19 protein-coding genes are annotated in these 21,201 nt (G+C 46.5%); 16 read left to right on the top strand and 3 right to left on the bottom strand.

What is annotated here, in order from left to right; genetic code table 11:
* The first annotated feature begins 71 nt into the window (after positions 1-71).
* From scpA to ICN30_RS00205, 8 genes are read left to right on the top strand one after another with little or no spacing between them, the layout of a single operon-like run.
* The gene (gene scpA / locus ICN30_RS00240) at positions 72-2,267 is read left to right on the top strand and encodes a methylmalonyl-CoA mutase (protein WP_216863362.1); all 2,196 of its coding nucleotides are present in this window, start codon (positions 72-74) and stop codon (positions 2,265-2,267) included.
* Between the two features lie 22 nt (positions 2,268-2,289).
* Positions 2,290-3,315, top strand: coding sequence for a methylmalonyl Co-A mutase-associated GTPase MeaB (gene meaB / locus ICN30_RS00235; RefSeq protein ID WP_216272547.1), 1,026 nt, complete (start codon positions 2,290-2,292; stop codon positions 3,313-3,315).
* A gap of 9 nt (positions 3,316-3,324) precedes the next feature.
* Positions 3,325-4,857: an acyl-CoA carboxylase subunit beta gene (locus tag ICN30_RS00230; protein WP_015421081.1), complete on the top strand. Its 1,533-nt coding sequence runs from the start codon at positions 3,325-3,327 to the stop codon at positions 4,855-4,857.
* 26 nt (positions 4,858-4,883) lie between these two features.
* Positions 4,884-6,908: an acetyl-CoA carboxylase biotin carboxylase subunit gene (gene accC, locus ICN30_RS00225; protein ID WP_216272770.1), complete on the top strand. Its 2,025-nt coding sequence runs from the start codon at positions 4,884-4,886 to the stop codon at positions 6,906-6,908.
* Positions 6,909-6,916: 8 nt separating this feature from the next.
* Positions 6,917-7,381, top strand: coding sequence for a VOC family protein (locus ICN30_RS00220; RefSeq protein WP_216272546.1), 465 nt, complete (start codon positions 6,917-6,919; stop codon positions 7,379-7,381).
* 17 nt (positions 7,382-7,398) lie between these two features.
* Positions 7,399-8,121, top strand: coding sequence for a tRNA (adenosine(37)-N6)-threonylcarbamoyltransferase complex dimerization subunit type 1 TsaB (tsaB, locus tag ICN30_RS00215; RefSeq protein WP_255533021.1), 723 nt, complete (start codon positions 7,399-7,401; stop codon positions 8,119-8,121).
* The gene (rimI, locus tag ICN30_RS00210; protein ID WP_216229099.1) at positions 8,114-8,659 is read left to right on the top strand and encodes a ribosomal protein S18-alanine N-acetyltransferase; all 546 of its coding nucleotides are present in this window, start codon (positions 8,114-8,116) and stop codon (positions 8,657-8,659) included. Before tsaB ends, rimI begins: the two co-directional genes overlap by 8 nt.
* Before the next feature lie 2 nt (positions 8,660-8,661).
* Complete coding sequence (locus tag ICN30_RS00205) at positions 8,662-9,216, top strand: hypothetical protein (protein ID WP_216229098.1); 555 nt, start codon at positions 8,662-8,664, stop codon at positions 9,214-9,216.
* 9 nt (positions 9,217-9,225) lie between these two features.
* On the opposite strand, the gene lplT is transcribed toward ICN30_RS00205, so the two are convergent.
* On the bottom strand, positions 9,226-10,545 hold the full coding sequence (gene lplT, locus ICN30_RS00200) for a lysophospholipid transporter LplT (RefSeq protein WP_216272545.1): 1,320 nt from the start codon (positions 10,543-10,545) through the stop codon (positions 9,226-9,228).
* A gap of 50 nt (positions 10,546-10,595) precedes the next feature.
* Between lplT and alr the strand changes: the two genes are divergently transcribed.
* On the top strand, positions 10,596-11,720 hold the full coding sequence (alr, locus tag ICN30_RS00195; protein WP_216863361.1) for an alanine racemase: 1,125 nt from the start codon (positions 10,596-10,598) through the stop codon (positions 11,718-11,720).
* A 38-nt stretch (positions 11,721-11,758) separates the two neighbouring features.
* On the opposite strand, the gene ICN30_RS00190 is transcribed toward alr, so the two are convergent.
* Positions 11,759-12,631 carry an outer membrane protein assembly factor BamD gene (locus tag ICN30_RS00190; protein WP_216229096.1) on the bottom strand — a complete coding sequence of 291 codons (873 nt, stop codon included), beginning with the start codon at positions 12,629-12,631 and terminating at the stop codon, positions 11,759-11,761.
* A gap of 20 nt (positions 12,632-12,651) precedes the next feature.
* Here ICN30_RS00190 and ICN30_RS00185 point away from each other — a divergent pair, with 20 nt between their 5' ends.
* The 7 genes from ICN30_RS00185 to ICN30_RS00155 all read left to right on the top strand — a co-directional run bounded on the left by ICN30_RS00185 (position 12,652) and on the right by ICN30_RS00155 (position 20,255).
* Positions 12,652-13,692: an RluA family pseudouridine synthase gene (locus tag ICN30_RS00185; protein WP_216272544.1), complete on the top strand. Its 1,041-nt coding sequence runs from the start codon at positions 12,652-12,654 to the stop codon at positions 13,690-13,692.
* Positions 13,676-14,455: a peptidoglycan editing factor PgeF gene (gene pgeF, locus ICN30_RS00180; protein WP_216272543.1), complete on the top strand. Its 780-nt coding sequence runs from the start codon at positions 13,676-13,678 to the stop codon at positions 14,453-14,455. The genes ICN30_RS00185 and pgeF overlap by 17 nt, the downstream gene beginning before the upstream one ends.
* A gap of 102 nt (positions 14,456-14,557) precedes the next feature.
* On the top strand, positions 14,558-16,192 hold the full coding sequence (phaC, locus tag ICN30_RS00175; RefSeq protein WP_216272542.1) for a class I poly(R)-hydroxyalkanoic acid synthase: 1,635 nt from the start codon (positions 14,558-14,560) through the stop codon (positions 16,190-16,192).
* Between the two features lie 20 nt (positions 16,193-16,212).
* On the top strand, positions 16,213-16,953 hold the full coding sequence (locus ICN30_RS00170) for a 3-ketoacyl-ACP reductase (protein ID WP_216181466.1): 741 nt from the start codon (positions 16,213-16,215) through the stop codon (positions 16,951-16,953).
* Positions 16,954-17,069: 116 nt separating this feature from the next.
* Positions 17,070-17,630, top strand: a complete 561-nt coding sequence (gene phaR, locus ICN30_RS00165) for a polyhydroxyalkanoate synthesis repressor PhaR (protein ID WP_216272541.1) — start codon at positions 17,070-17,072, stop codon at positions 17,628-17,630.
* A 2-nt stretch (positions 17,631-17,632) separates the two neighbouring features.
* Positions 17,633-18,991 carry a 30S ribosomal protein S12 methylthiotransferase RimO gene (gene rimO, locus ICN30_RS00160; RefSeq protein ID WP_216272540.1) on the top strand — a complete coding sequence of 453 codons (1,359 nt, stop codon included), beginning with the start codon at positions 17,633-17,635 and terminating at the stop codon, positions 18,989-18,991.
* Positions 18,992-19,070: 79 nt separating this feature from the next.
* Positions 19,071-20,255, top strand: a complete 1,185-nt coding sequence (locus ICN30_RS00155; protein WP_216181460.1) for an acetyl-CoA C-acyltransferase family protein — start codon at positions 19,071-19,073, stop codon at positions 20,253-20,255.
* A 38-nt stretch (positions 20,256-20,293) separates the two neighbouring features.
* Here the strand turns inward: ICN30_RS00155 and serB are convergent, their stop codons facing one another.
* Positions 20,294-21,184 carry a phosphoserine phosphatase SerB gene (gene serB, locus ICN30_RS00150; protein ID WP_216272539.1) on the bottom strand — a complete coding sequence of 297 codons (891 nt, stop codon included), beginning with the start codon at positions 21,182-21,184 and terminating at the stop codon, positions 20,294-20,296.
* Positions 21,185-21,201: the final 17 nt, after the last annotated feature.

The raw sequence follows: 21,201 nt of genomic DNA, 5'->3' as shown, positions 1-21,201 counted from the left end.
ATTTAAAAATGTCAAGCAAAATAGCCCTACAAATTTAGCAACAATGTAATAAAGCCAACCGGGAGTGCTTTATGAGTACAAGTGAAAAAAAGTCAGCATCGAATTCATCTAATACTTGGCCAAATGTGCCAGACAGCAATTTAGATGCTTGGAAAAAATCAGCCCAAAAGTCGGCACCGAATGGTGATGTCGATAAATTAGGTTGGCAAACACCTGATGGAATTCATCTAAAGGCTTTGTATACCGCCGAAGATACTGAAGGTCTCCAATACACACATTCATTGCCAGGGTTCGAGCCATTCGTTCGCGGCCCTCAGGCAACGATGTATTCAGTTCGTCCTTGGACTATTCGTCAATACGCTGGCTTCTCAACTGCAGAAGAATCTAATGCGTTTTATCGCAAGGCCTTGGATGCAGGTGGTCAAGGCGTTTCTGTTGCATTCGACTTAGCAACCCATCGCGGCTACGACTCTGATCATCCACGCGTTACTGGCGACGTTGGTAAAGCTGGTGTGGCAATTGATTCTGTAGAAGACATGAAGATTTTGTTTGATGGCATTCCATTAGACAAGGTGTCCGTTTCAATGACGATGAATGGTGCCGTATTGCCGGTGTTGGCTGGTTATATTGTTGCCGGTGAAGAGCAGGGTGTGAAGCAGGAGTTGTTATCTGGAACGATTCAGAATGACATTCTGAAAGAGTTCATGGTGCGTAACACTTACATTTACCCACCAGAGCCTTCCATGCGCATCATCGGTGACATCATTGAATACACCGCTAAGCACATGCCGAAATTTAACTCGATTTCTATTTCGGGTTATCACATGCAAGAGGCTGGTGCGAACCAAGTTCTCGAATTGGCATTCACATTGGCTGACGGTAAAGAGTATGTAAAAACCGCCTTAGCTAAAGGCTTAGATGTCGATGGCTTTGCTGGTCGCCTTTCATTCTTCTTCGCTATTGGCATGAACTTCTATTTAGAGGTTGCTAAGTTGCGTGCTGCGCGTCTCTTGTGGTGGCGCATCATGAAGTCCTTCGAGCCAAAGAATCCAAAGTCACTGATGTTGCGTACGCATTGCCAAACATCGGGCTGGTCCTTAACTGAACAAGATCCGTACAACAACGTTGTTCGTACAACTGTTGAAGCTATGGCTGCAGTCTTTGGCGGGACTCAATCCTTACATACGAATTCATTTGATGAAGCCATTGCATTACCATCTGAATTCTCTAGCCGTATCGCTCGTAACACCCAGTTAATTCTTCAGGAGGAAACTCACATCACTAGCGTGATTGATCCATGGGCTGGTTCTTACATGATGGAGAACCTCACTCAAGAGATGGCTGATAAAGCCTGGGAAATTATTCAAGAAGTAGACGCCATGGGTGGCATGACCAAGGCTGTCGAAAGTGGCTGGGCTAAGTTGAAGATTGAAGCAGCAGCTGCCGAGAAACAAGCCAAGATTGACTCTGGCTCTGATGTCATCGTCGGCGTTAATAAATACAAGCTCGGTAAAGAAGACTTAGTTGATGTCTTGATGATTGACAACGATAAGGTTCGCGAAAGCCAAGTTGCACGATTAAAAGAAATCAAAGCTAAGCGTGACTCCAAAAAAGTTGAAGCTGCATTGGAAGCATTAACAAAAGCCGCAGAAGAAAACACTGGCAACTTATTAGAGTTAGCTGTCCAAGCAATTCGTTTGCGCGCCACGGTTGGTGAAGTTTCTGATGCATTGGAAAAAGTTTACGGGCGCCATCGCGCCGATACTCAAAAGGTGACCGGTGTGTATGCAGCTGCTTACGACTCAGCAGAAGGCTGGGAAAAATTGAAGGTCGAGATTGCTGATTTTGCAAAAGACTTTGGCCGTCGCCCGCGTGTGATGATTGCGAAGCTTGGCCAGGATGGTCATGATCGCGGTGCAAAAGTGGTTGCAACTGCCTTCGCCGACTTAGGTTTTGACGTGGATATTGGACCTTTATTCCAAACTCCGGAAGAGTGCGCTCGCCAAGCAATTGAGAATGACGTGCACGCTTTAGGAATTTCAACATTAGCTGCGGGACACAAGACTTTGGTGCCGGCCATCATTGCTGAGTTGAAAAAGCAGGGTGCTGATGACATTATTGTTTTCGTTGGCGGTGTGATCCCAAGACAGGATTACGACTTCTTGTATGAGGCGGGTGTGAAGGGTATTTATGGCCCAGGCACTCCGATTCCAGCATCAGCCAAGGATGTGCTTGAGCAGATTCGTAAATCTGTAAAGCCAGAGTAATTTAAAGATCGAAGACATCAGCATGCTCAATGCAGTTGACCAAGCTTTGGTGAATGATCTCACCGGTGCGCCTTCATCGGCGCAGCGTCGGGCCTTGGCCAAGATCATCACCTTACTTGAATCTACTCGCATGGATCATCGCAAGCGTGCAGATGAGGTGCTTAATACCTTGTTACCAAAGACAGGCAAGTCATTTCGCTTGGGAATCTCTGGTGTGCCTGGCGTTGGGAAATCCACCCTCATTGAAACTCTTGGTCTGTATCTGATTGAAAAGGGGCATCGCGTTGCTGTCCTAGCTATTGACCCATCATCCAGCTTATCTGGCGGATCTATATTGGGCGATAAAACGCGCATGGAGAGATTATCCGTTTTGGATAACGCATTCATTCGTCCGAGTCCATCATCTTGCACATTAGGCGGCGTGGCTGAGAAAACGCGTGAAGCGATGTTAGTCGCTGAAGCGGCAGGCTTTGACATTGTGATTGTTGAAACTGTCGGTGTGGGTCAAAGTGAAATTGCAGTTGCAGGTATGACGGACATGTTCTTGCTATTGCAATTACCGAATGCCGGAGATGATTTGCAGGCAATTAAAAAAGGCGTTATGGAAATTGCCGATCTGATTGTGATCAACAAGGTTGATATCGATCCAGATGCCGCTATGCGCGCACAATTATTCATTACCAGCTCTTTGCGCCTTTTGGGTTTCCAGGGCAACCCAGATCATGCTTCGCACGATCAAGAATATTGGCATCCTACTGTCATGACCTTAAGCGCGCTAGAGGGTAATGGCGTGCCTGAGTTATGGGAAAAAATTCTCCATTTTCAGAAGCTGCAAAACGCGAATGGAAAATTGCAATCCCGCCGTAAACAGCAGGCTGGGGCATGGATGTGGGATCGCATTGATGCTGGCCTTAAGAATGCTTTTCAGAATCACCCAGCAGTACAAACACTTTTACCTGGTCTGAGTGCCGAGGTAAATCAAGGAACCATGGCCGCTTCTGTTGCTGCGAGACGTTTGCTCGAAGCAATGGGACACGAATTTTTCTAAGGAGTAGTTATGAAGGAAATCATTCAACAGCTTGAAGCAAAGCGCGAACTTGCCAGATTAGGTGGCGGGCAAAAGCGTATTGCCGCTCAACATTCCAAAGGCAAGCTCACTGCACGTGAGCGTATTGAGCTCTTGCTAGATGCTGGCACCTTTGAAGAGTGGGATATGTTCGTAGAGCATCGTTGCCACGATTTTGGTATGGCTGATCAAACTGTTCCAGGCGATGGTGTTGTTACTGGTTACGGCATGATTAACGGCCGTTTGGTTTTCGTCTTTTCTCAAGACTTTACGGTTTTGGGTGGTTCTCTTTCAGAAGCGCATGCCGAGAAGATTTGCAAGATCATGGATCAGGCTCTCAAAGTAGGCGCTCCAGTGATTGGTTTAAATGACTCTGGTGGCGCACGTATTCAAGAGGGTGTTGCTTCCTTAGGTGGCTATGCTGAGATTTTCCAGCGCAACGTGACTGCCTCTGGCGTTATTCCACAAATCTCTTTAATCATGGGTCCATCAGCTGGTGGTGCTGTGTATTCACCAGCACTTACTGACTTCATCTTCATGGTGAAGGACAGCTCTTACATGTTCGTTACTGGCCCAGAAGTGGTTAAGACAGTTACGCATGAGGATGTCACTGCCGAAGAGTTGGGTGGTGCGGTAACTCACTCCACCATTTCAGGTGTTTGTGATTTGGCTTTTGATAATGACGTTGATGCCATCATGATGCTGCGTCGTTTCTTCAACTATCTGCCTTTATCCAATCGCGAAAAGCCACCCATGATCAATGGGGCGCAGCGTACTGAAGAGCCTGATTTCTCGCTTGATACATTGGTGCCAAGCAATCCAAATCAACCTTACGATATGAAGGAGTTGATTGAGAAGATTGTTGATGATGGCGAGTTTTTTGAACTCCAGCCTGATTACGCAAAGAACATCTTGATCGGTTTTGCTCGCATGGAAGGCCGCTCAATTGGTATTGTTGCTAACCAGCCTTTAGTTTTGGCGGGTTGCTTGGATATCAAAGCATCCATTAAAGCTGCTCGTTTTGTTCGCTTCTGTGACGCCTTCAATATCCCTGTTGTCACATTGGTTGACGTGCCTGGATTTATGCCTGGTACATCACAAGAATACGGCGGCATTATTAAGCATGGTGCGAAGTTGCTTTACGCCTATGCGGACTGCACCGTTCCTAAAGTGACGCTAATTACACGTAAAGCCTACGGTGGTGCGTATGACGTGATGGCATCTAAGCATTTGCGTGGCGACGTTAACTTTGCTTGGCCTTCTGCTGAAATTGCAGTAATGGGTCCTAAAGGCGCCGTTGAAATTATCTTCCGTGAAGAAAAATCGGATCCAGCAAAAATCGCCGCACGTGAAGCTGAGTACAAAGCGAAGTTTGCAAACCCATTTGTGGCAGGTCGACGTGGCTACATTGATGATGTGATCCTGCCGCATGAGACACGTAAGCGTATCTCACGTTCTTTGGCGATGTTGAAGGATAAAGAACTCACAAACCCACCACGTAAACACGGCAACATTCCCCTCTAAGGCGCCGATAAATCATGACTACGAAAATGTTTAAGAAAATTTTGATTGCAAACCGCGGTGAGATTGCTTGCCGTGTAATGAAAACCGCCAAGAAGATGGGCATCAAGACAGTAGCCGTCTATTCCGAGGCGGATAAAGAGGCGCGTCATGTGCAGCTGGCTGATGAAGCCGTTTGTATTGGACCAGCTCCTTCACGCGAATCCTACTTAGTCATGGATCGCATTATTCAGGCTTGTAAAGATACTGGCGCTGAAGCGGTTCATCCAGGCTATGGTTTCTTATCTGAGAACGAACAGTTTGCTAAACGCTGCGAAGAAGAAGGCATTGTATTTATTGGGCCAAAGCATCAGTCAATTGCAGCCATGGGCGACAAAATCGCCTCGAAAAAGCTTGCTCTTGATGCTAAGGTTAATACCATTCCTGGCTACAACGAAGCGATTGATACAACTGAAGAAGCAGTCAAGATTGCCCAAGGTATCGGTTACCCGGTGATGATCAAGGCATCAGCAGGCGGTGGTGGTAAGGGCTTGCGTGTTGCATTTAATGATAAAGAGGCTGCCGAAGGCTTTGCTGCCTGTAAAACAGAGGCAATGAATAGCTTTGGCGATGACCGTATCTTCATTGAAAAGTTTGTCGAAGGCCCGCGCCATATTGAGATTCAGGTTCTGGGTGATTCACATGGCAATGTAGTGTATTTGGGCGAGCGTGATTGCTCGATTCAGCGTCGCCATCAAAAGGTTATCGAAGAAGCTCCATCTCCATTTATTGATCCTGCAACTCGTAAGGCAATGGGTGAGCAAGCTGTTGCTTTGGCAAAGGCTGTGAACTATCAATCCGCCGGTACAGTCGAGTTCGTAGTTGGTAAAGATAAGTCTTTCTACTTCCTCGAGATGAATACCCGCTTGCAAGTTGAGCATCCAGTAACTGAAGGCATTACCGGCTTAGATTTAGTTGAGCAAATGATTCGTGTAGCTGCTGGTGAGAAGCTGGCATTTAAACAAGAAGATATTAAGCTTGATGGTTGGTCAATGGAGTGCCGTATTAATGCGGATGATCCATTCCGTAACTTCTTGCCGTCTACCGGCCGATTAGTGAAATACCGTCCGCCAGAAGAGTTAGATGGCGTGCGCGTAGATACTGGTGTGTACGAGGGTGGCGAGATCCCAATGTACTACGACTCGATGATTGCGAAGTTGATCGTTCATGGCAAGGATCGCACTGAAGCAATTGAGAAGATGCGCGCTGCTCTCAATGACTTTGTCATTCGAGGCATTCATTCAAACATTCCTTTCCAGGCAGCACTTTTGCAGCATCCACGATTTGTCTCAGGCGACTTCACTACTGGCTTTATCGCTGAAGAATATCCAGATGGCTTCAAAAAGGATTCTGTTCAGCCAGCTGATCCGAAGCGTTTAGCAGCCTTAGCGGCATTTATGCGCTATCGATACCTTGAGCACATCAAGATGATTGATGGCCAATTGGCCGGTCATGAAATGACGATTGCGAAGAAGTTTGTCGTGGTTACTGGCTCACGAGTAGGTTCAAGCGAAGAGATTCAAGAGATTCCAGTTCGCGTTGATCTGAAAGATGGCGTCTACTCTGTCTACATAGAAGAAGAGAGCGATGTTAGTCGTTACAACATCGTTAGCAATTGGCGTCCAGGCGAGCTTTGCCTACGTGCAACCATTAATGGCACGCACAAGATCACCGCACAAGTAGAGCGTAAGGGTGTTAAATACGCACTCGTCTTAGATGGTGCGCATTACGAATGTATGGTCTTAAGTCCTCTGGGTGCCGAACTCCAACGTCGCATGTTGGTTAAGGTTCCGCCAGATACTTCTAAGCTTGTTATGTCTCCAATGCCTGGTCTATTGACCAACATTTCTGTCAAGGTGGGCGAAGCTGTAACTGCCGGTCAGAAATTGGCTGCTATTGAAGCAATGAAAATGGAGAACACGCTCGTTGCTGGACAAGATGGTGTCGTTGCTGAGATCTGCGCCAATGTTGGTGAAAGCTTGGCGGTTGATCAGTTGATCATTCGTTTTGAATAAGGCTAGTCATGACTAAACCATTCAAGATTTTGGGGATTCAGCAAGTTGCTATCGGTGGCGAAAACAAAGATCGCCTCCGTAAGCTTTGGGTTGAGTTGTTAGGCTTTGAATACAAGAGTACTTTTGTCTCTGAGCGTGAAAACGTTGATGAAGATATCTGCGCGATCGGTAAAGGTGCTCATGAGATTGAAGTTGATCTCATGCAACCTTTCGATATCGAAAAGAAGCCTGCCGTTCATCAGACACCTTTAAATCACATTGGCCTATGGGTAGACGACCTACCAAAGGCTGTTGAATGGTTGTCAGATCAAGGCCTGCGCTTTGCTCCAGGTGGTATTCGTAAGGGTGCTGCGGGATATGACATCACCTTTGTTCACCCAAAGGGAAATGAAGAGTTTCCGTTCTGTGGTGAGGGTGTATTGATTGAGCTAGTTCAGGCGCCACCAGATATCATTGCGGGTCTGAGTTCATAGAATCTAGAGAGTCCAAATTGACGCGTATATTGGCCATCGACACCTCCTCAGCTTGGTGTTCGGTGGCTTTATCTTTACCTGATGCCGCACCTTTAGTTCGTCACCAAAAAGTGTCGGCTGGCGCTAGCCAACTCTTATTGCCTTGGGTGGAAGAGTTGTTATCCGAAGCTTCGATTAAACTTTCTTCTCTAGATGCGATTGCGATTGGTAATGGCCCTGGAGCTTTCACTGGAGTGCGCTTAGGTGTGGCTGCTGTTCAGGGTCTAGCCATTGCGGCAAGGCTGCCAGTTTTGCCTGTAGCCAGTCTAGATGCCATTGCTAGTCAACTTGTTCAAACTCCAGCATTTATTTCTTCGGGGGCTCAATCATTTGTCATTGCAGTTGATGCCCGCATGGAAGAGGTTTATTGGGCTAGCTACAAGATTCTGGCCAATCAATTGCCTCAGCGGCAGGGAGAAATACATCTGACGCCACCAGAGGCATTGGAGCTTTCAAATATTGATTTTCTAGCGGGCAGTGCGCTTCTAGAATTTGGTGATCGACTATTTACCAACACTTCACATCCATTAGCCAGTACTCATCTTGATTCCGCTATCGGAGTGAATGCTCTAGGCGTTTTGGCTTGTGCGGAGGAAATGTGGGGTAAAGGCCTGCAGCAAGATGTACATCTACTGGAGCCTCTATATATTCGAAACAAGGTGGCATTGACTACTGCGGAACGAATTCAGCAACATGGTTGATAACATCGATTCCTTGCACTCCAGTACCGAAGGAGTATCAGAGCTCTCATTTCTACCCATGACGGTAGCAGATTTAGATTCTGTTCTAGCCATTGAATCTGTTTCGCACATTCATCCATGGACAAAGGGTAATTTTTCAGATTCACTTGCTGCTGGTCATTGGGCATACTGTGTGCGACCTCAATTGACAGATACAGTTAAGGGTAGTTATTTGGATCCAGAAGTGCTTTGGTCTTACTGCATTTTATTTCCGGCGGTAGATGAGTTGCATCTCCTGAACATTACCGTTTCTCCAAAATTGCGTCGTCTAGGTATTGGCATAAAAATGATGAATGCAATCGAGGGTGTAGCAGCGCAGCAAAAAATGCCTCGGATTATTCTTGAGGTTCGCCCCAGCAACGATGCAGCCTTAAAACTATATCAAAGCCTGGGATACGAACAGATTGGTTTGCGCAAAAACTATTACCCAGTTGATGCGGCAAGCGGATTGCGTGAAGATGCTCTGGTTTTGGCTAAATCGATTAAGCTTGAGGCATGAACATGAGTGCAAATTCTGCCTTTCTGAAAGAGATGGGTATTACCGAGTGGACTTCACGGGATGCTATTCCAGCGCAAACTCAAGTAATGGCTTCTGCAGAAGTGCTTACCCAGGATGCTGATCCACTGGCTACTTCAGCCCCTGTTGCCTCAGAAGCACGCGAGCGAACCTCTTCTGGAATATGGTGGTTTTTTGGTAGCAAACCTCAAGGTGACGCAGAAGTGCTTTTTCAGAACATCATTCGTGTTCTGGGTTTAACCCCACAAGAATGGTCTTGGAAAAATCCTGCGGATAAGTTCAATCCGGAATTGTTGCCGCAAGATGGAGCTCCGATAGTTGCTGTAGCTTTTGGTGGCTCAGCCGCTCAAAAATTATCGGGTGAACGTGATGCTCTTCCAGAGCTTCGCGAAACAGTCTTAGCTATTAATGCTGATGGCGCAGAGGATCTACCGCTGATTGCGACTTTTGAGTTAAATCAATTGATTGCTAGACCAAAAGATAAGGCGCTATTTTGGCAGGATTTATTGCTTGCTAAATCAGTATTGCAAAATATCTAAGCCTTCCGCTTAGTGCTTGTGCTCGCCAATTAAATGCATTGAGTCATATTCAGCTTGATTGGCAGCATGACGTTTAATCACTAGCCACATAATTGCGCTTACAGCGACACCAAAGCCAATAATTACCGCCTGAATCGGAGCATCCAGCCAAATTAATCCAGAGTAGATTAAGAGCATCATCAACACTGAAATATTTTCATTAAAGTTTTGCACGGCAATGGAATGACCGGCAGACATCAGAACGTGCCCACGATGTTGAAGCAGTGCGTTCATTGGCACCACGAAGTAACCAGCCAGCCAACCAACCAATATCAATAAGAAATAAGCTGGCAATAGGTTTAGGGAGATCTCAAACTTACCAATAGTCCAAAGCGTTGTATTGGGCAGCATGTCTGAGTTGTAGATTGCCATGACGCAGACCACAAGACCCATGGCAATGCCATAAGGAAGGACTTTGAGGGAGCTACGTAGAGGTACGCGCCAAGCTGCCCAAACAGCCCCTCCGGCAACGCCAACCGCAGAGATTGCCTGAAGAATCGCTCCTTGGGATAAGGTCATATGCAAGGCAACTTGAGCCCACTTAATCACAATAAACTGCAAGGTAGCGCCAGCACCCCAAAATAGGGTGGTCACTGCCAAGGAGATCTGTCCAAGGCGATCATCCCAGAGGGTCTTAAAGCAAACAGCAAAATCTTTTACCAACTCAATCGGATTGGTTTTCTGGGATTCATAGCGCGCCCCGGTATCTGGAATGCGTAAATTGATTAGGGCAGCCAGCACATAAATCATCATGATGATGATGATTGCTGATTCTGCGGCAGTATCAATACTAGTCTCAAGGATGGGCATATCAAACCCCAAAAGACTTTGGGATACAGACTTGCTAATCAGGACGCCTCCAAGTACTGTGCCCATAATGATCGAGCCAACAGTGAGGCCCTCAATCCAACCATTGGCGGCAACCAGCTTCTCCGGAGGGAGCAATTCGGTCAGGATGCCGTATTTAGCTGGTGAGTAGGCAGCAGCCCCAAGGCCAACAATGGCATAGGCTAGCAAAGGGTGGCTACCAAAGAGCATCACTACACAGCCAACAAACTTAATCGTATTGGTAATGAACATGACATTACCCTTGGGGCGGGAGTCAGCAAAGGCTCCCACAAAGGCTGCCAGCAATACATAAGAGAGAACGAAGAATAATTTGAGTAAAGGAGTCATCCAGGCCGGAGCGTTAAGCTGGACCAAGAGGGCGATTGCTGCGATCAGCAATGCGTTATCAGCAAGCGACGAAAAAAATTGCGCCGCCATAATGATGTAAAAACTACGGTTCATTCGTACAATCTAGTCATTAATGTAATTAAAACATGAAAGGAGGGGTGGATATGAGCTCGTCGGCTAATCGCTTGATAAATAGGCCAATTTTGGCAACTATACACACTGATGCCTTTCGTCATAATTTAGGTCGTATTCGTGAGCTGGCCCCGGAATCCAAAATCTGGTCGGTTGTAAAGGCTAAAGCCTATGGGCACACCCTTGAGGCTGCATTTAAAGGGCTGGAGTCTACCGATGGTTTTGCCTTGCTGGATATTGCAGATGCACAATGGCTCAGAGATCATGGGTGGGATGGCCGCATCCTGCTTTTGGAGGGTCTTTTTAGTCAAAAAGAGCTTGAGTTAGCAAGTAAGCTCCGATGTGATTTGGTGGTTCATAGTGAGAAGCAAGTCTTATGGCTGGAGTCTTTTGTTAATCATTCGGGCAACCCAATCAATCTCTTTTTGAAGCTCAATTCCGGCATGAATCGCCTTGGCTTTAGGCCGGAGCAATACCGGACAGCTTTTCACCGTTTGCATGTTGCTGGTTATCACATGCATCACATGACTCATTTTGCTAATGCTGATCAAGTCGATCAAGCTCCATCGGTAGGTGAGCAGCTGGACTGTTTTGAGCAAGCAACTGAGGGCTTGGTAGCTCCAAGCTCCTTGGCTAATTCAGCGGCAATACTCTGGCATCGCAACGCATTGGGTGATTGGATTCGCCCAGGAATTATGTTGTACGGCGTTTCACCTACTGGAGTGGATGCCGACATTGTTCGCTCTGAGTTTCAAGCAGTTATGGAGCTCCGTAGTGAAATCATTGACATTCAAGAATTAAAGAAGGGTGATCACGTTGGCTATGGTGGTCGCTACCAAGCTCCGGAAGATATGCGTATCGGTGTGATTGCGTGTGGCTATGCTGATGGCTACCCCCGTCATGCGGAAGATGGCACCCCAGTGTGGGTTGATGCTGCTGATGCTCAAGGTGACGGCGTGATTTGTCCAATTGTTGGTCGGGTATCAATGGACATGCTAACGATTGATTTGCGTGAAGCACCCAATGCCAAAATCGGTAGTGTGGTTGAGCTATGGGGTCAAGAAGTGCCGGTGGACGATGTGGCTCAGATGAGCGGAACCATTGGCTATGAACTTATTTGCGCATTGGCACAACGGGTGCCCGTAGTAATCAAGTAAGGCGCTGTGCTACTTGATAGCACGCACCATATTTAAATTTACTTATTCCAGATCTGCCACCAACGGCGCTCTTTTTGAACGCGTTGGCCAGTAACCATCATCTGGCTATCAGGGAAGTTGAGCTTGAATACACGCAGCGAATCATTACTCAAGTCAGTCATGCCTAGCTTCTCATAAGACTTCGTTAGAAGGTAGAGCGCTTCTTCAACAGCAGGTGCGCGATCGTAATCACGGATAACAAGTTGTGCTCTATTAGCTGACGCTAGATAAGCGCCGCGCTGATAGTAGAAGCGAGCAACAATCACGTCAGCCTCTGCTAAAGAGTTCACGATATAGCGCATACGATCCAAAGAGTCGGGCGCATATTTACTATCAGGGAAACGCTCAACAACGACTTTGAATGATTCAAAAGCTTCCTTAGCTGCCTTAGGATCTCGTTCACTTAAATCTTGTCCAGTAAATTTACCAAGCCAACCCAGGTCATCATTAAAGCTAATCAAGCCCTTGAGGTAGTAGCCGTAATCTAAATTTGGACTTCCTTGATGAAGCTTAATGAAGCGATCGATGGCAACTTGAGCTTGCGCTTGTTCTTGTGCTTTCCAGTAGCAATAGGCTGCATTAATTTGCGCTTGCTGAGAATAGGGGCCAAAAGGGAAGCGTCCCTCTAGCTTTTCAAAGTACTTGCCGCACTTTGCATAATCAGCATCTTTCAGTTTGTCGGTTGCCTCAGAGTAGAGCTTTGTTTCTGACCAAATATCCGCATCATCTTTTTGACCGTCACTACCAGCGCACCCACTGAGAACTAAGCATGCAACGCCAGCTCCAACAAATAGGGAAACAAGTGATTTTCTAGAAGATGACCCAACAGTGGCAGCAAGCCTTAAACTGGCGTCTGTAATAACGTCCGACATAACTAAAAGGCTCTTTAAGCGTGGCATTGCCGCATACTCCCGATTCGAATCCCATTGATTATATCGATGATGAGGATTTCATTGCCCTAGAAGTTCCCTCTGAGGTCAGTGGAGAGCGTTTGGACAAGTTCCTTGGTGGTGCTTTGCCTGATTATTCGCGAAATCGACTTAAGGCCTGGGTTGAGGCTGGGGCCGTTACGGTTGATGGAAAGGTCACTAAAGTCCGCCATTTGCTCCGTGGAAGCGAGAGTATTAAGGTCTTTCCACAAGAAATGCCGGAACAATTTGCTTTTGCACCAGAAGATATCCCCTTAGATGTCGTTTATGAGGATGACACGGTCATTGTCATTAATAAGCCCGCTGGCCTAGTGGTCCATCCTGCAGCTGGTAATTGGACGGGCACTTTGTTAAATGGCCTATTACATCGCTTTCCAGAGCTAAAACTGCTCCCAAGGGCTGGAATTGTGCATCGCCTGGATAAAGATACCTCTGGATTAATGGTGGTGGCCCGCACGGATATCGCCCAAACCTCCCTGGTAAGGCAGCTACAGGAGAGGACAGTAGGTCGACGTTATCTCGCTTGGGTTTGGGGTGATGCCCCATCTCAGGGTAAGGTATTGGCAAGCGTTGGCCGTGATCAGCGTGATCGCCTCAAAATGGCAGCTGGCTCACCCCAGGGCAAGCCTGCAGCAACACTGTTTCGACGCTTGGCTAAAGGGGCTTTTGCTGAAAGTCCTACGGTTTTGCTAGAGTGCCGCCTAGAGACAGGCCGCACCCATCAAATTCGGGTTCACTTGGAATCCTTGGGTTTTCCACTTTTAGGTGATCCTGTTTATCGCAAACGTACCCCTGGTGCAGCCAAATCATTGCCTTTCAGCCGCCAAGCTTTACATGCTTACGCTCTTAGCCTTCAGCACCCAGCAACTCATGAAATCATGACCTGGTTTAGGCTTCCCCCACAAGATTTAATCGATTTATTGCCACTGGTGGGTATGACTGAGGAAGATCTGCCTAAAGAAGAGGCGCTAATGGCATCCATCAAAAATGATCAACGCAATTAATCTGATTGAGCCGAGCTTGGTTGCACCGCAGCAAGTAAGGGCCTTTTGTACAACTCGCCATGGCGGTGTCAGCAAGTCACCATTTAATACTCTCAACCTTGGGTTGAATGCGGGCGATGATTCGGCGGATGTTCTCCAAAACCGCATCATCGTTAGATCACATCTTCCAACTGAACCACTTTGGCTTAAACAGATTCATGGTGCGACTGTAAGCACTCCAATCAACAGGAACGCTTCCAGTGGCAGACCATTTGAGGCAGATGCTGCCGTCACCAATATTCCAAATGAGGTCCTAGCGATTCTGACTGCGGATTGCATGCCGGTATTGTTTGCAAGCAAGAGTGGGGGAGTTATTGGGGCAGCACATGCTGGTTGGCGTGGTTTAAGTGGTAGTGTTCTTGAAAATACCCTTCAAGAAATGCTTGCCATATCACCAGGCTTGAGTCCAAGAGATATTGTTGTGTGGATGGGTCCCGCCATAGGTCCAACCGCATTTGAGGTGGGTGAAGATGTGCTGCAGGCTTTCGCTCCCCAAGGCCTAGATATTCTGTCAAAGGCATTTACGCCAATTGTTGCTAGCCCCGGAAAGTACCTGGCAAACTTATATTTACTAGCCCGAGATCGTTTGCGCTCATTGGGTATCGAGCAAATTGATGGTGGCGACTTTTGCACCTTCAACGATTCAGAGAGATTCTTTTCTTATCGCAGAGATAAAGAAACCGGCCGTTTTGCTTCCTTGATTTGGATATCTGCCGATAGATAAACTCGGGGTTATTACTAGCTTAGCCCTAGGGCTAGGGTTAGTGCGTATAACCCTTCCAGCCCGATAGATGGAGAATGGTCTCAATAACTTTACGAGATCATTATGTTTGCAGGTATGAATACAGGTGTTGCGCCATCATTGGCTCCACACCACATGGCGTTAATTCCACCAGAGCGTTTGGCAGAAATTCAAAAAGAATACTTCGCTGAATTCGCGCACCTTGCAACCAATCCAGAATCTATTGAAGTAAAAGATCGTCGCTTCTCTGGCAAAGCTTGGCATTCGTCTTGGAGCAAGATGATTGCCGCAACTTACTTGTTGAACTCTAAGCATTTGCTAGCGCTCGCAAATGCGGTTGATGCTGATGAAAAAACTAAGGCCAAAATTTTGTTCGCTACAGAACAAATGATTGATGCTTTATCGCCATCAAACTTTATTGCTACCAATCCCGAGGTTCTTGAAAATATTATTAGTTCACAAGGTCAGTCTATTCAAAACGGAATAGTGAACTTGTTGGGAGATTTGAAAAAAGGCAAAGTTTCATTAACCGATGAAAGTGCTTTTGAAGTTGGAAAGAATATTGCAACAACAGAAGGTCAGGTGGTATTCCGCAATGATCTCTTTGAGTTGATTCAATACACGCCACTGACTGACACAGTCTATGAGCGCCCATATTTGATGGTCCCGCCTTGTATTAATAAGTACTACATTTTAGATCTGCAGCCTGATAACTCTGTTGTGCGCTACATGGTTGAGCAAGGTCACACGGTTTTCTTGGTTTCCTGGAAAAATCCTGATGCCTCCATGTCTAAAGTAACTTGGGATGATTACGTCGGCGAAGGTGTCATTAAAGCAATTGAGGTAACCAGGGAAATTGGAGCGACGGATCAGATTAACGTGCTCGGCTTCTGCGTTGGTGGAACATTAACTTCTACTGCTTTAGCTGTATTAGCGGCTCGCAAAAAAGATTACGTTGCCAGCTTAACTTTGCTCACTACGCTATTGGACTTCACTGATACTGGAATTTTGGATGTCTTTATTGATGAAGGCATGGTCAAGTTACGCGAAACCACCATTGGCGGTGAGGGTGGTCAATTCGGAATGATGTCGGGTTTAGATCTGGGCAATACATTCTCATTCTTGCGTCCAAATGATTTGGTGTGGAACTATGTTGTTGAGAATTACTTAAAAGGAAATTCTCCGCCGCCATTTGATTTGCTTTATTGGAACGGCGACTCGACTAATTTACCTGGTCCAATGTACTGCTGGTATCTACGCCACACCTATCTACAAAACGAACTGATTAAACCAGGCAAACTCACCGTTTGTGGTGAAAAGGTTGACTTGGGAAAGATCACGGTTCCAGCCTATATTTATGCATCGCATGATGACCATATCGTGCCCTGGAAATCGGCTTATGAATCTACCCATATTTTGAAGGGTAAGAATCGATTTGTCTTGGGCGCATCGGGTCACATTGCTGGCGTGATTAATCCACCGGCAAAAAATAAGCGTCATTATTTTGAAAACAATAAGTTAGCTAAGACAGCAGACGAGTGGTTAGCTGCGGCTAAAGATATCAAGGGTAGTTGGTGGCCCAACTACGCTCAATGGTTAGAACAATTTGGTGGCAAGAAAATTAAAGCCAGCAAGTCGTTTGGTAATGCACAGTACAAAAAACTAGAAGCGGCGCCTGGTAAGTACGTGAAAGAAAAAGTATCCGCAGCTGCTCAATAATATTTTCATAAGGGGTAAACATGTCTCAAAAGATTGCATACGTAACTGGTGGTATGGGTGGCATTGGAACTGCTATTTGTCAACGTCTCGCCAAGGATGGCTTTAAAGTCATCGCTGGTTGCGGCCCAAACTCCCCGCGTAAGGATCGCTGGATTGGCGAGCAAAAAGCTTTAGGTTATGACTTCATTGCTTCTGAGGGTAACGTTTCCGACTGGGATAGTACCGTTGCTGCATTCGATAAAGTTAAAGCTGAAGTAGGGCGTGTGGATGTTTTGGTTAATAACGCTGGCATTACTAAAGACAGCGTCTTCCGCAAAATGACTCCAGAGCAATGGAAGGCAGTGATTGATACCAACCTCAATTCTTTGTTCAATGTGACTAAGCAAGTAGTCGATGGCATGGCTGATAACGGCTGGGGTCGCATTATCAACATCTCCTCAGTAAATGGTCAGAAGGGCCAGTTTGGTCAATCCAACTATTCAACAGCAAAAGCAGGTTTGCACGGATTTACGATGGCTTTGTCACAAGAGTTAGCCTCTAAAGGGGTGACTGTAAATACAGTTTCTCCAGGCTACATTGGTACAGATATGGTCAAGGCTATTCGTGAAGATGTTCTGGAGAAGATTGTTGCTGGTGTTCCGGTTAAGCGTTTAGGGACTCCTGAAGAGATTGCTTCCATCTGCTGCTGGATCGCGTCTGATGATGGTGGCTATGCCACTGGTGCTGACTTCTCCTTGAATGGCGGTCTGCATACAGGCTAAACGCCTTAAAAATGCAGTTTTAGTAGTGTGCTCATCGGCATATTTACCTTTAGGTCAAACTAGGGATAAACTATGCCGATGTTGCATTGCAGTACAGAGAGTTAGGAAAAAATTACATGGCCACACGTTCAAAAAAAACCGGCGATAGCCGCTTGATCAAGAAATACCCCAATCGTCGTTTATATGACACCCAAACCAGCACCTATGTCACGCTGGCTGATATCAAAAATTTAGTGATGGCCGGTGATGCTTTTAGCGTTGTTGATGCAAAAACTGAAGATGATTTAACGCGTAATATCTTGTTGCAAATTATTTTGGAAGAAGAGGCTGGCGGAGCGCCGGTATTTTCAACTCAAATGCTTTCTCAAATCATTCGCTTCTATGGAAACTCCATGCAAGGTTTGATGGGTAGCTATCTTGAAAAGACAATGCAGTCTTTTGTCGATATCCACAATAAGCTAGGTGATCAAACGCAGGGCTTGGGTGCAGGTAGCACCCCCGAGGCATGGGCCAAGATGATGAATCTTCAAAACCCAATGATGCAGGGTTTGATGGGCAACTACATGGAACAAAGTAAAGATCTGTTTGTGAAGATGCAAGAGCAAATGCAAAACACCCCAACAATATTCAAAGGCTTCCCATTTCCAGGTCAACCTAACCCAACAGAAAAAGAATAGTTGTGGCGGGTAAAGTTGGTTTTGTTTCCTTGGGATGCCCCAAGGCGCTTGTTGATTCTGAGCTCATCCTCACGCAATTAAGTGCTGAAGGTTACGAGACTGCCAAGGATTATTCCGGTGCCGACCTCGTGGTTGTGAACACTTGTGGCTTTATTGACTCCGCTGTTGAGGAAAGTCTTGCCGCAATTGGTGAGGCCCTATCCGAGAATGGCAAGGTGATTGTTACGGGCTGTCTTGGAGCTCGTAAAAACGCTGATGGTAGTGATCTTATTCAGAGCATTCACCCTAAAGTCCTTGCCGTTACTGGCCCACACGCCACGCAAGAGGTGATGCAGGCTATTCATTTGCATCTGCCAAAACCACACGATCCCTTTACCGATTTACTGCCGCCGATTGGTGTGAAGCTCACGCCAAAGCATTATGCGTACCTTAAGATTTCTGAGGGCTGTAATCACCGTTGCACCTTCTGCATCATTCCTAGCTTGCGTGGTGATCTAGTTTCACGTCCGATTGGTGAGGTTTTGCTAGAGGCTAAAAAATTATTTGAGTCTGGCGTAAAAGAGTTATTAGTCGTTTCTCAAGACACGAGTGCCTATGGTGTTGATATTCAATATCGAACTGGCTTTTGGGATGGCAAACCAGTCAAGACGCGCATGTTTGATTTGGTAAATGCTTTAAATCAAATTGCCAGAGAACATCAAGCTTGGGTCCGTTTGCATTATGTGTATCCCTACCCACACGTTGATGATGTTCTGCCTTTAATGGCCGAGTTCTCTGATCATGGTTATGGCGTACTTCCTTATTTGGATATTCCTTTGCAACACGCGCATCCAGATGTGCTTAAGCGCATGAAGCGTCCCGCTAGTGGAGAAAAGAATTTAGAGCGCATTCAGGCATGGCGTGCTGCATGCCCAGATTTGGTAATTCGTAGTACTTTTATTGCGGGCTTTCCAGGCGAAACCGAAGAGGAGTTTGAATATCTCTTGAATTTCCTGGACGAGGCTCAAATAGATCGTGCCGGTTGTTTTGCTTATTCACCGGTTGATGGTGCAACTGCCAATGCCTTGGATAAGCCAGTTCCAGATGCATTGCGCGAAGATCGCCGAGCTCGATTTATGGCCAAAGCCGAAGAAATCTCAATAAAACGCCTTGCTAAAAAAATAGGCAAGCGTATTCAGGTCATTATTGACCGCGTGGATGAATCCGGTGGAATTGGCCGAACTATCGGCGATGCCCCTGAAATTGATGGTTTAGTGCGGGTTTTGCCCCCTAGCAAGCCTTCTAAGCGCTATCGTGCAGGTGAAATCATCAAAGTGACGGTGATTAGCTCCCAAGGGCATGACCTAATAGCCGAAACTTGACTATTAGAATAAAAATAGTGTTTTGACCTGTTCTCGGGGTCATTATTTTGCCTAATTAGGTACCGTAAAGGGGATTGATATGAGTCGTGATGTCGTCGTTTTAAGTGCTGTACGTTCTGCCATTGGTACATTTAATGGATCACTAAGCAGCCTGGAGCCATCTGAGCTCGGCGGTATCGTGATGAAGGAAGCGGTTGCCCGCTCCGGAGTAGATCCAGCTTTAATTAATTACGTTACTGTTGGCAATACCATTCCTACAGACAACCGTTACGCCTACGTAGCTCGTGTAGCTTCGATCCAAGCTGGCCTGCCAATGGAATCCGTTGCGATGGCCTTGAATCGTTTATGCAGTTCTGGTTTGCAAGCGATTGTGTCTACTGCTCAACAAATTATGTTGGGTGACTGCGATTACGGTATCGGTGGTGGTGTTGAAGTGATGTCACGCGGTATGTACGGTTCTCCAGCAATGCGCAGCGGTGCTCGCATGGGCGATACCAAAATGATTGACTTGATGGTTTCTGTTTTGACGGATCCATTTGGCGTTGGTCATATGGGTGTTACTGCAGAGAACCTCGTTGAAAAGTGGAAGCTCACACGTGAAGAGCAAGATGCTCTCGCAGTGGAATCACATCGTCGTGCAGCGCATGCAATCAAAGAGGGTCGCTTCAAATCTCAAATCGTTCCAATCACCATCAAAACTCGTAAGGGTGATGTTGTGTTTGATACAGACGAACATTGCAAGCCAGATACCACTATGGAAACATTGGCGAAGATGAAAGCAGTCTTCAAAAAAGAGGGTGGTAGCGTTACTGCAGGTAATGCATCAGGCATTAATGATGGTGCAGCATTCTTTGTATTGGCAGAAGCTGAAGCCGCTAAGAAGGCTGGTCATAAGCCAATCGCTCGCCTAGTGTCTTACGCTGTTGCTGGCGTACCTAACCACATCATGGGCGAAGGCCCAATCCCAGCAACCAAGATTGCTCTTGAGCGTGCTGGCCTGAAATTGGATCAAATCGACGTGATCGAATCCAATGAAGCATTTGCTGCACAAGCTTTAGCAGTGACTAAAGGCTTGGGTTTAGATCCAGCCAAGACTAACGTAAACGGTGGAGCGATTGCATTGGGTCACCCAATTGGTTGCTCTGGTGCCGCAATTGCTACTAAGGCTATTCATGAACTGCATCGTGTTCAAGGCAAATATGCTTTGGTCACAATGTGTATTGGTGGTGGTCAAGGTATCGCAACTATTTTTGAGCGTCTGTAATCAGCGCTCATTTGCTGCTCTAGCCTAAACCAAGTGCTTTAGGCAATGAGCAGTAAAGCAGCATCTAAGCCGACTCGGTCAAAAGCCGCGTCGGCTTTTTCTTTGACGATTGGTTTTGCTTTATAGGCAATACTCATTCCAGAGCCATGCATCATTGGTAGGTCATTTGAGCCATCACCCATGGTGATGGAATTACCTTTTTTGCAATTCATCAACGCGCAGGCTTGCTCTAGATAAGCATTCTTCGCTGCGCCATCAACGATATCGCCAATGACTTTACCGGTCAGCTTGCCGTCAATGATTTCTAAGGTATTTGCTTGGGTTTGCTTGAAGCCCAACTCCTGTTGGAGCTTTTGGGTAAAGAAGGTGAAGCCTCCGGAAACTAGTAAGGTGTACAAGCCTTTAGCATTTGCCCCGGCTAGCAATTCAGCGGCACCTGGGTTAGGTTGCAAACGTTCGCGATAGACTGAATCCAATACATCAGAGGAAACGCCTTCCAGAAGGGCTACGCGTCTGCGCAAGCTTTCTTTAAAGTCTTTAATTTCACCGCGCATAGTGGCTTCAGTGATTTCTGAAACGGCAGCTTTCTTGCCTGTGAAGTCGGCAATCTCATCAATGCACTCGATATTAATCAGCGTTGAGTCCATATCCATTGCCAGCACCTTCACTTCACTTGGATTAAATCCTTGGGAAAGAAAAGCTAAATCGGTCTCGTGTGCTGCAGCAATATCACGCATAGCAACCCTTGCTTCTGGAAGTAAAGCTTGAGAACAAGTCCAGCGGGCAGTGAAATACTTTAAATGGCTTTGTTCATTGCCGTCCTTGGCAATCTCAACACCTAAGACTTTCGCATGCGCAATCAATGCAGTATTTAATTGCGAAGAGATTGGGGTATTAGCAAGTGCTACAAGAGTAAGGTGCTTAGACATGGGCATTAACGATCAGT

Origin of the sequence: Polynucleobacter sp. 31A-FELB (genome assembly GCF_018882405.1) — a bacterium.
In the GTDB taxonomy this organism is placed as follows: Bacteria; Pseudomonadota; Gammaproteobacteria; order Burkholderiales; family Burkholderiaceae; genus Polynucleobacter.
This window is presented reverse-complemented; position numbering and strand designations above follow the sequence as displayed.

Excerpts from the sequence above, each read along its gene's own strand:
- phaC (WP_216272542.1), top strand. The coding sequence starts at position 14,558 with ATGTTTGCAGGTATGAATACAGGTGTTGCGCCATCATTGGCTCCACAC.
- ICN30_RS00230 (WP_015421081.1), top strand. The coding sequence starts at position 3,325 with ATGAAGGAAATCATTCAACAGCTTGAAGCAAAGCGCGAACTTGCCAGA.
- ICN30_RS00220 (WP_216272546.1), top strand. The coding sequence starts at position 6,917 with ATGACTAAACCATTCAAGATTTTGGGGATTCAGCAAGTTGCTATCGGT.
- ICN30_RS00170 (WP_216181466.1), top strand. The coding sequence starts at position 16,213 with ATGTCTCAAAAGATTGCATACGTAACTGGTGGTATGGGTGGCATTGGA.
- scpA (WP_216863362.1), top strand. The coding sequence starts at position 72 with ATGAGTACAAGTGAAAAAAAGTCAGCATCGAATTCATCTAATACTTGG.
- rimI (WP_216229099.1), top strand. The coding sequence starts at position 8,114 with ATGGTTGATAACATCGATTCCTTGCACTCCAGTACCGAAGGAGTATCA.
- alr (WP_216863361.1), top strand. The coding sequence starts at position 10,596 with ATGAGCTCGTCGGCTAATCGCTTGATAAATAGGCCAATTTTGGCAACT.
- pgeF (WP_216272543.1), top strand. The coding sequence starts at position 13,676 with ATGATCAACGCAATTAATCTGATTGAGCCGAGCTTGGTTGCACCGCAG.
- ICN30_RS00190 (WP_216229096.1), bottom strand. The coding sequence starts at position 12,631 with ATGTCGGACGTTATTACAGACGCCAGTTTAAGGCTTGCTGCCACTGTT.
- ICN30_RS00155 (WP_216181460.1), top strand. The coding sequence starts at position 19,071 with ATGAGTCGTGATGTCGTCGTTTTAAGTGCTGTACGTTCTGCCATTGGT.
- ICN30_RS00205 (WP_216229098.1), top strand. The coding sequence starts at position 8,662 with ATGAGTGCAAATTCTGCCTTTCTGAAAGAGATGGGTATTACCGAGTGG.
- meaB (WP_216272547.1), top strand. The coding sequence starts at position 2,290 with ATGCTCAATGCAGTTGACCAAGCTTTGGTGAATGATCTCACCGGTGCG.
- serB (WP_216272539.1), bottom strand. The coding sequence starts at position 21,184 with ATGTCTAAGCACCTTACTCTTGTAGCACTTGCTAATACCCCAATCTCT.
- phaR (WP_216272541.1), top strand. The coding sequence starts at position 17,070 with ATGGCCACACGTTCAAAAAAAACCGGCGATAGCCGCTTGATCAAGAAA.
- accC (WP_216272770.1), top strand. The coding sequence starts at position 4,884 with ATGTTTAAGAAAATTTTGATTGCAAACCGCGGTGAGATTGCTTGCCGT.
- lplT (WP_216272545.1), bottom strand. The coding sequence starts at position 10,545 with ATGAACCGTAGTTTTTACATCATTATGGCGGCGCAATTTTTTTCGTCG.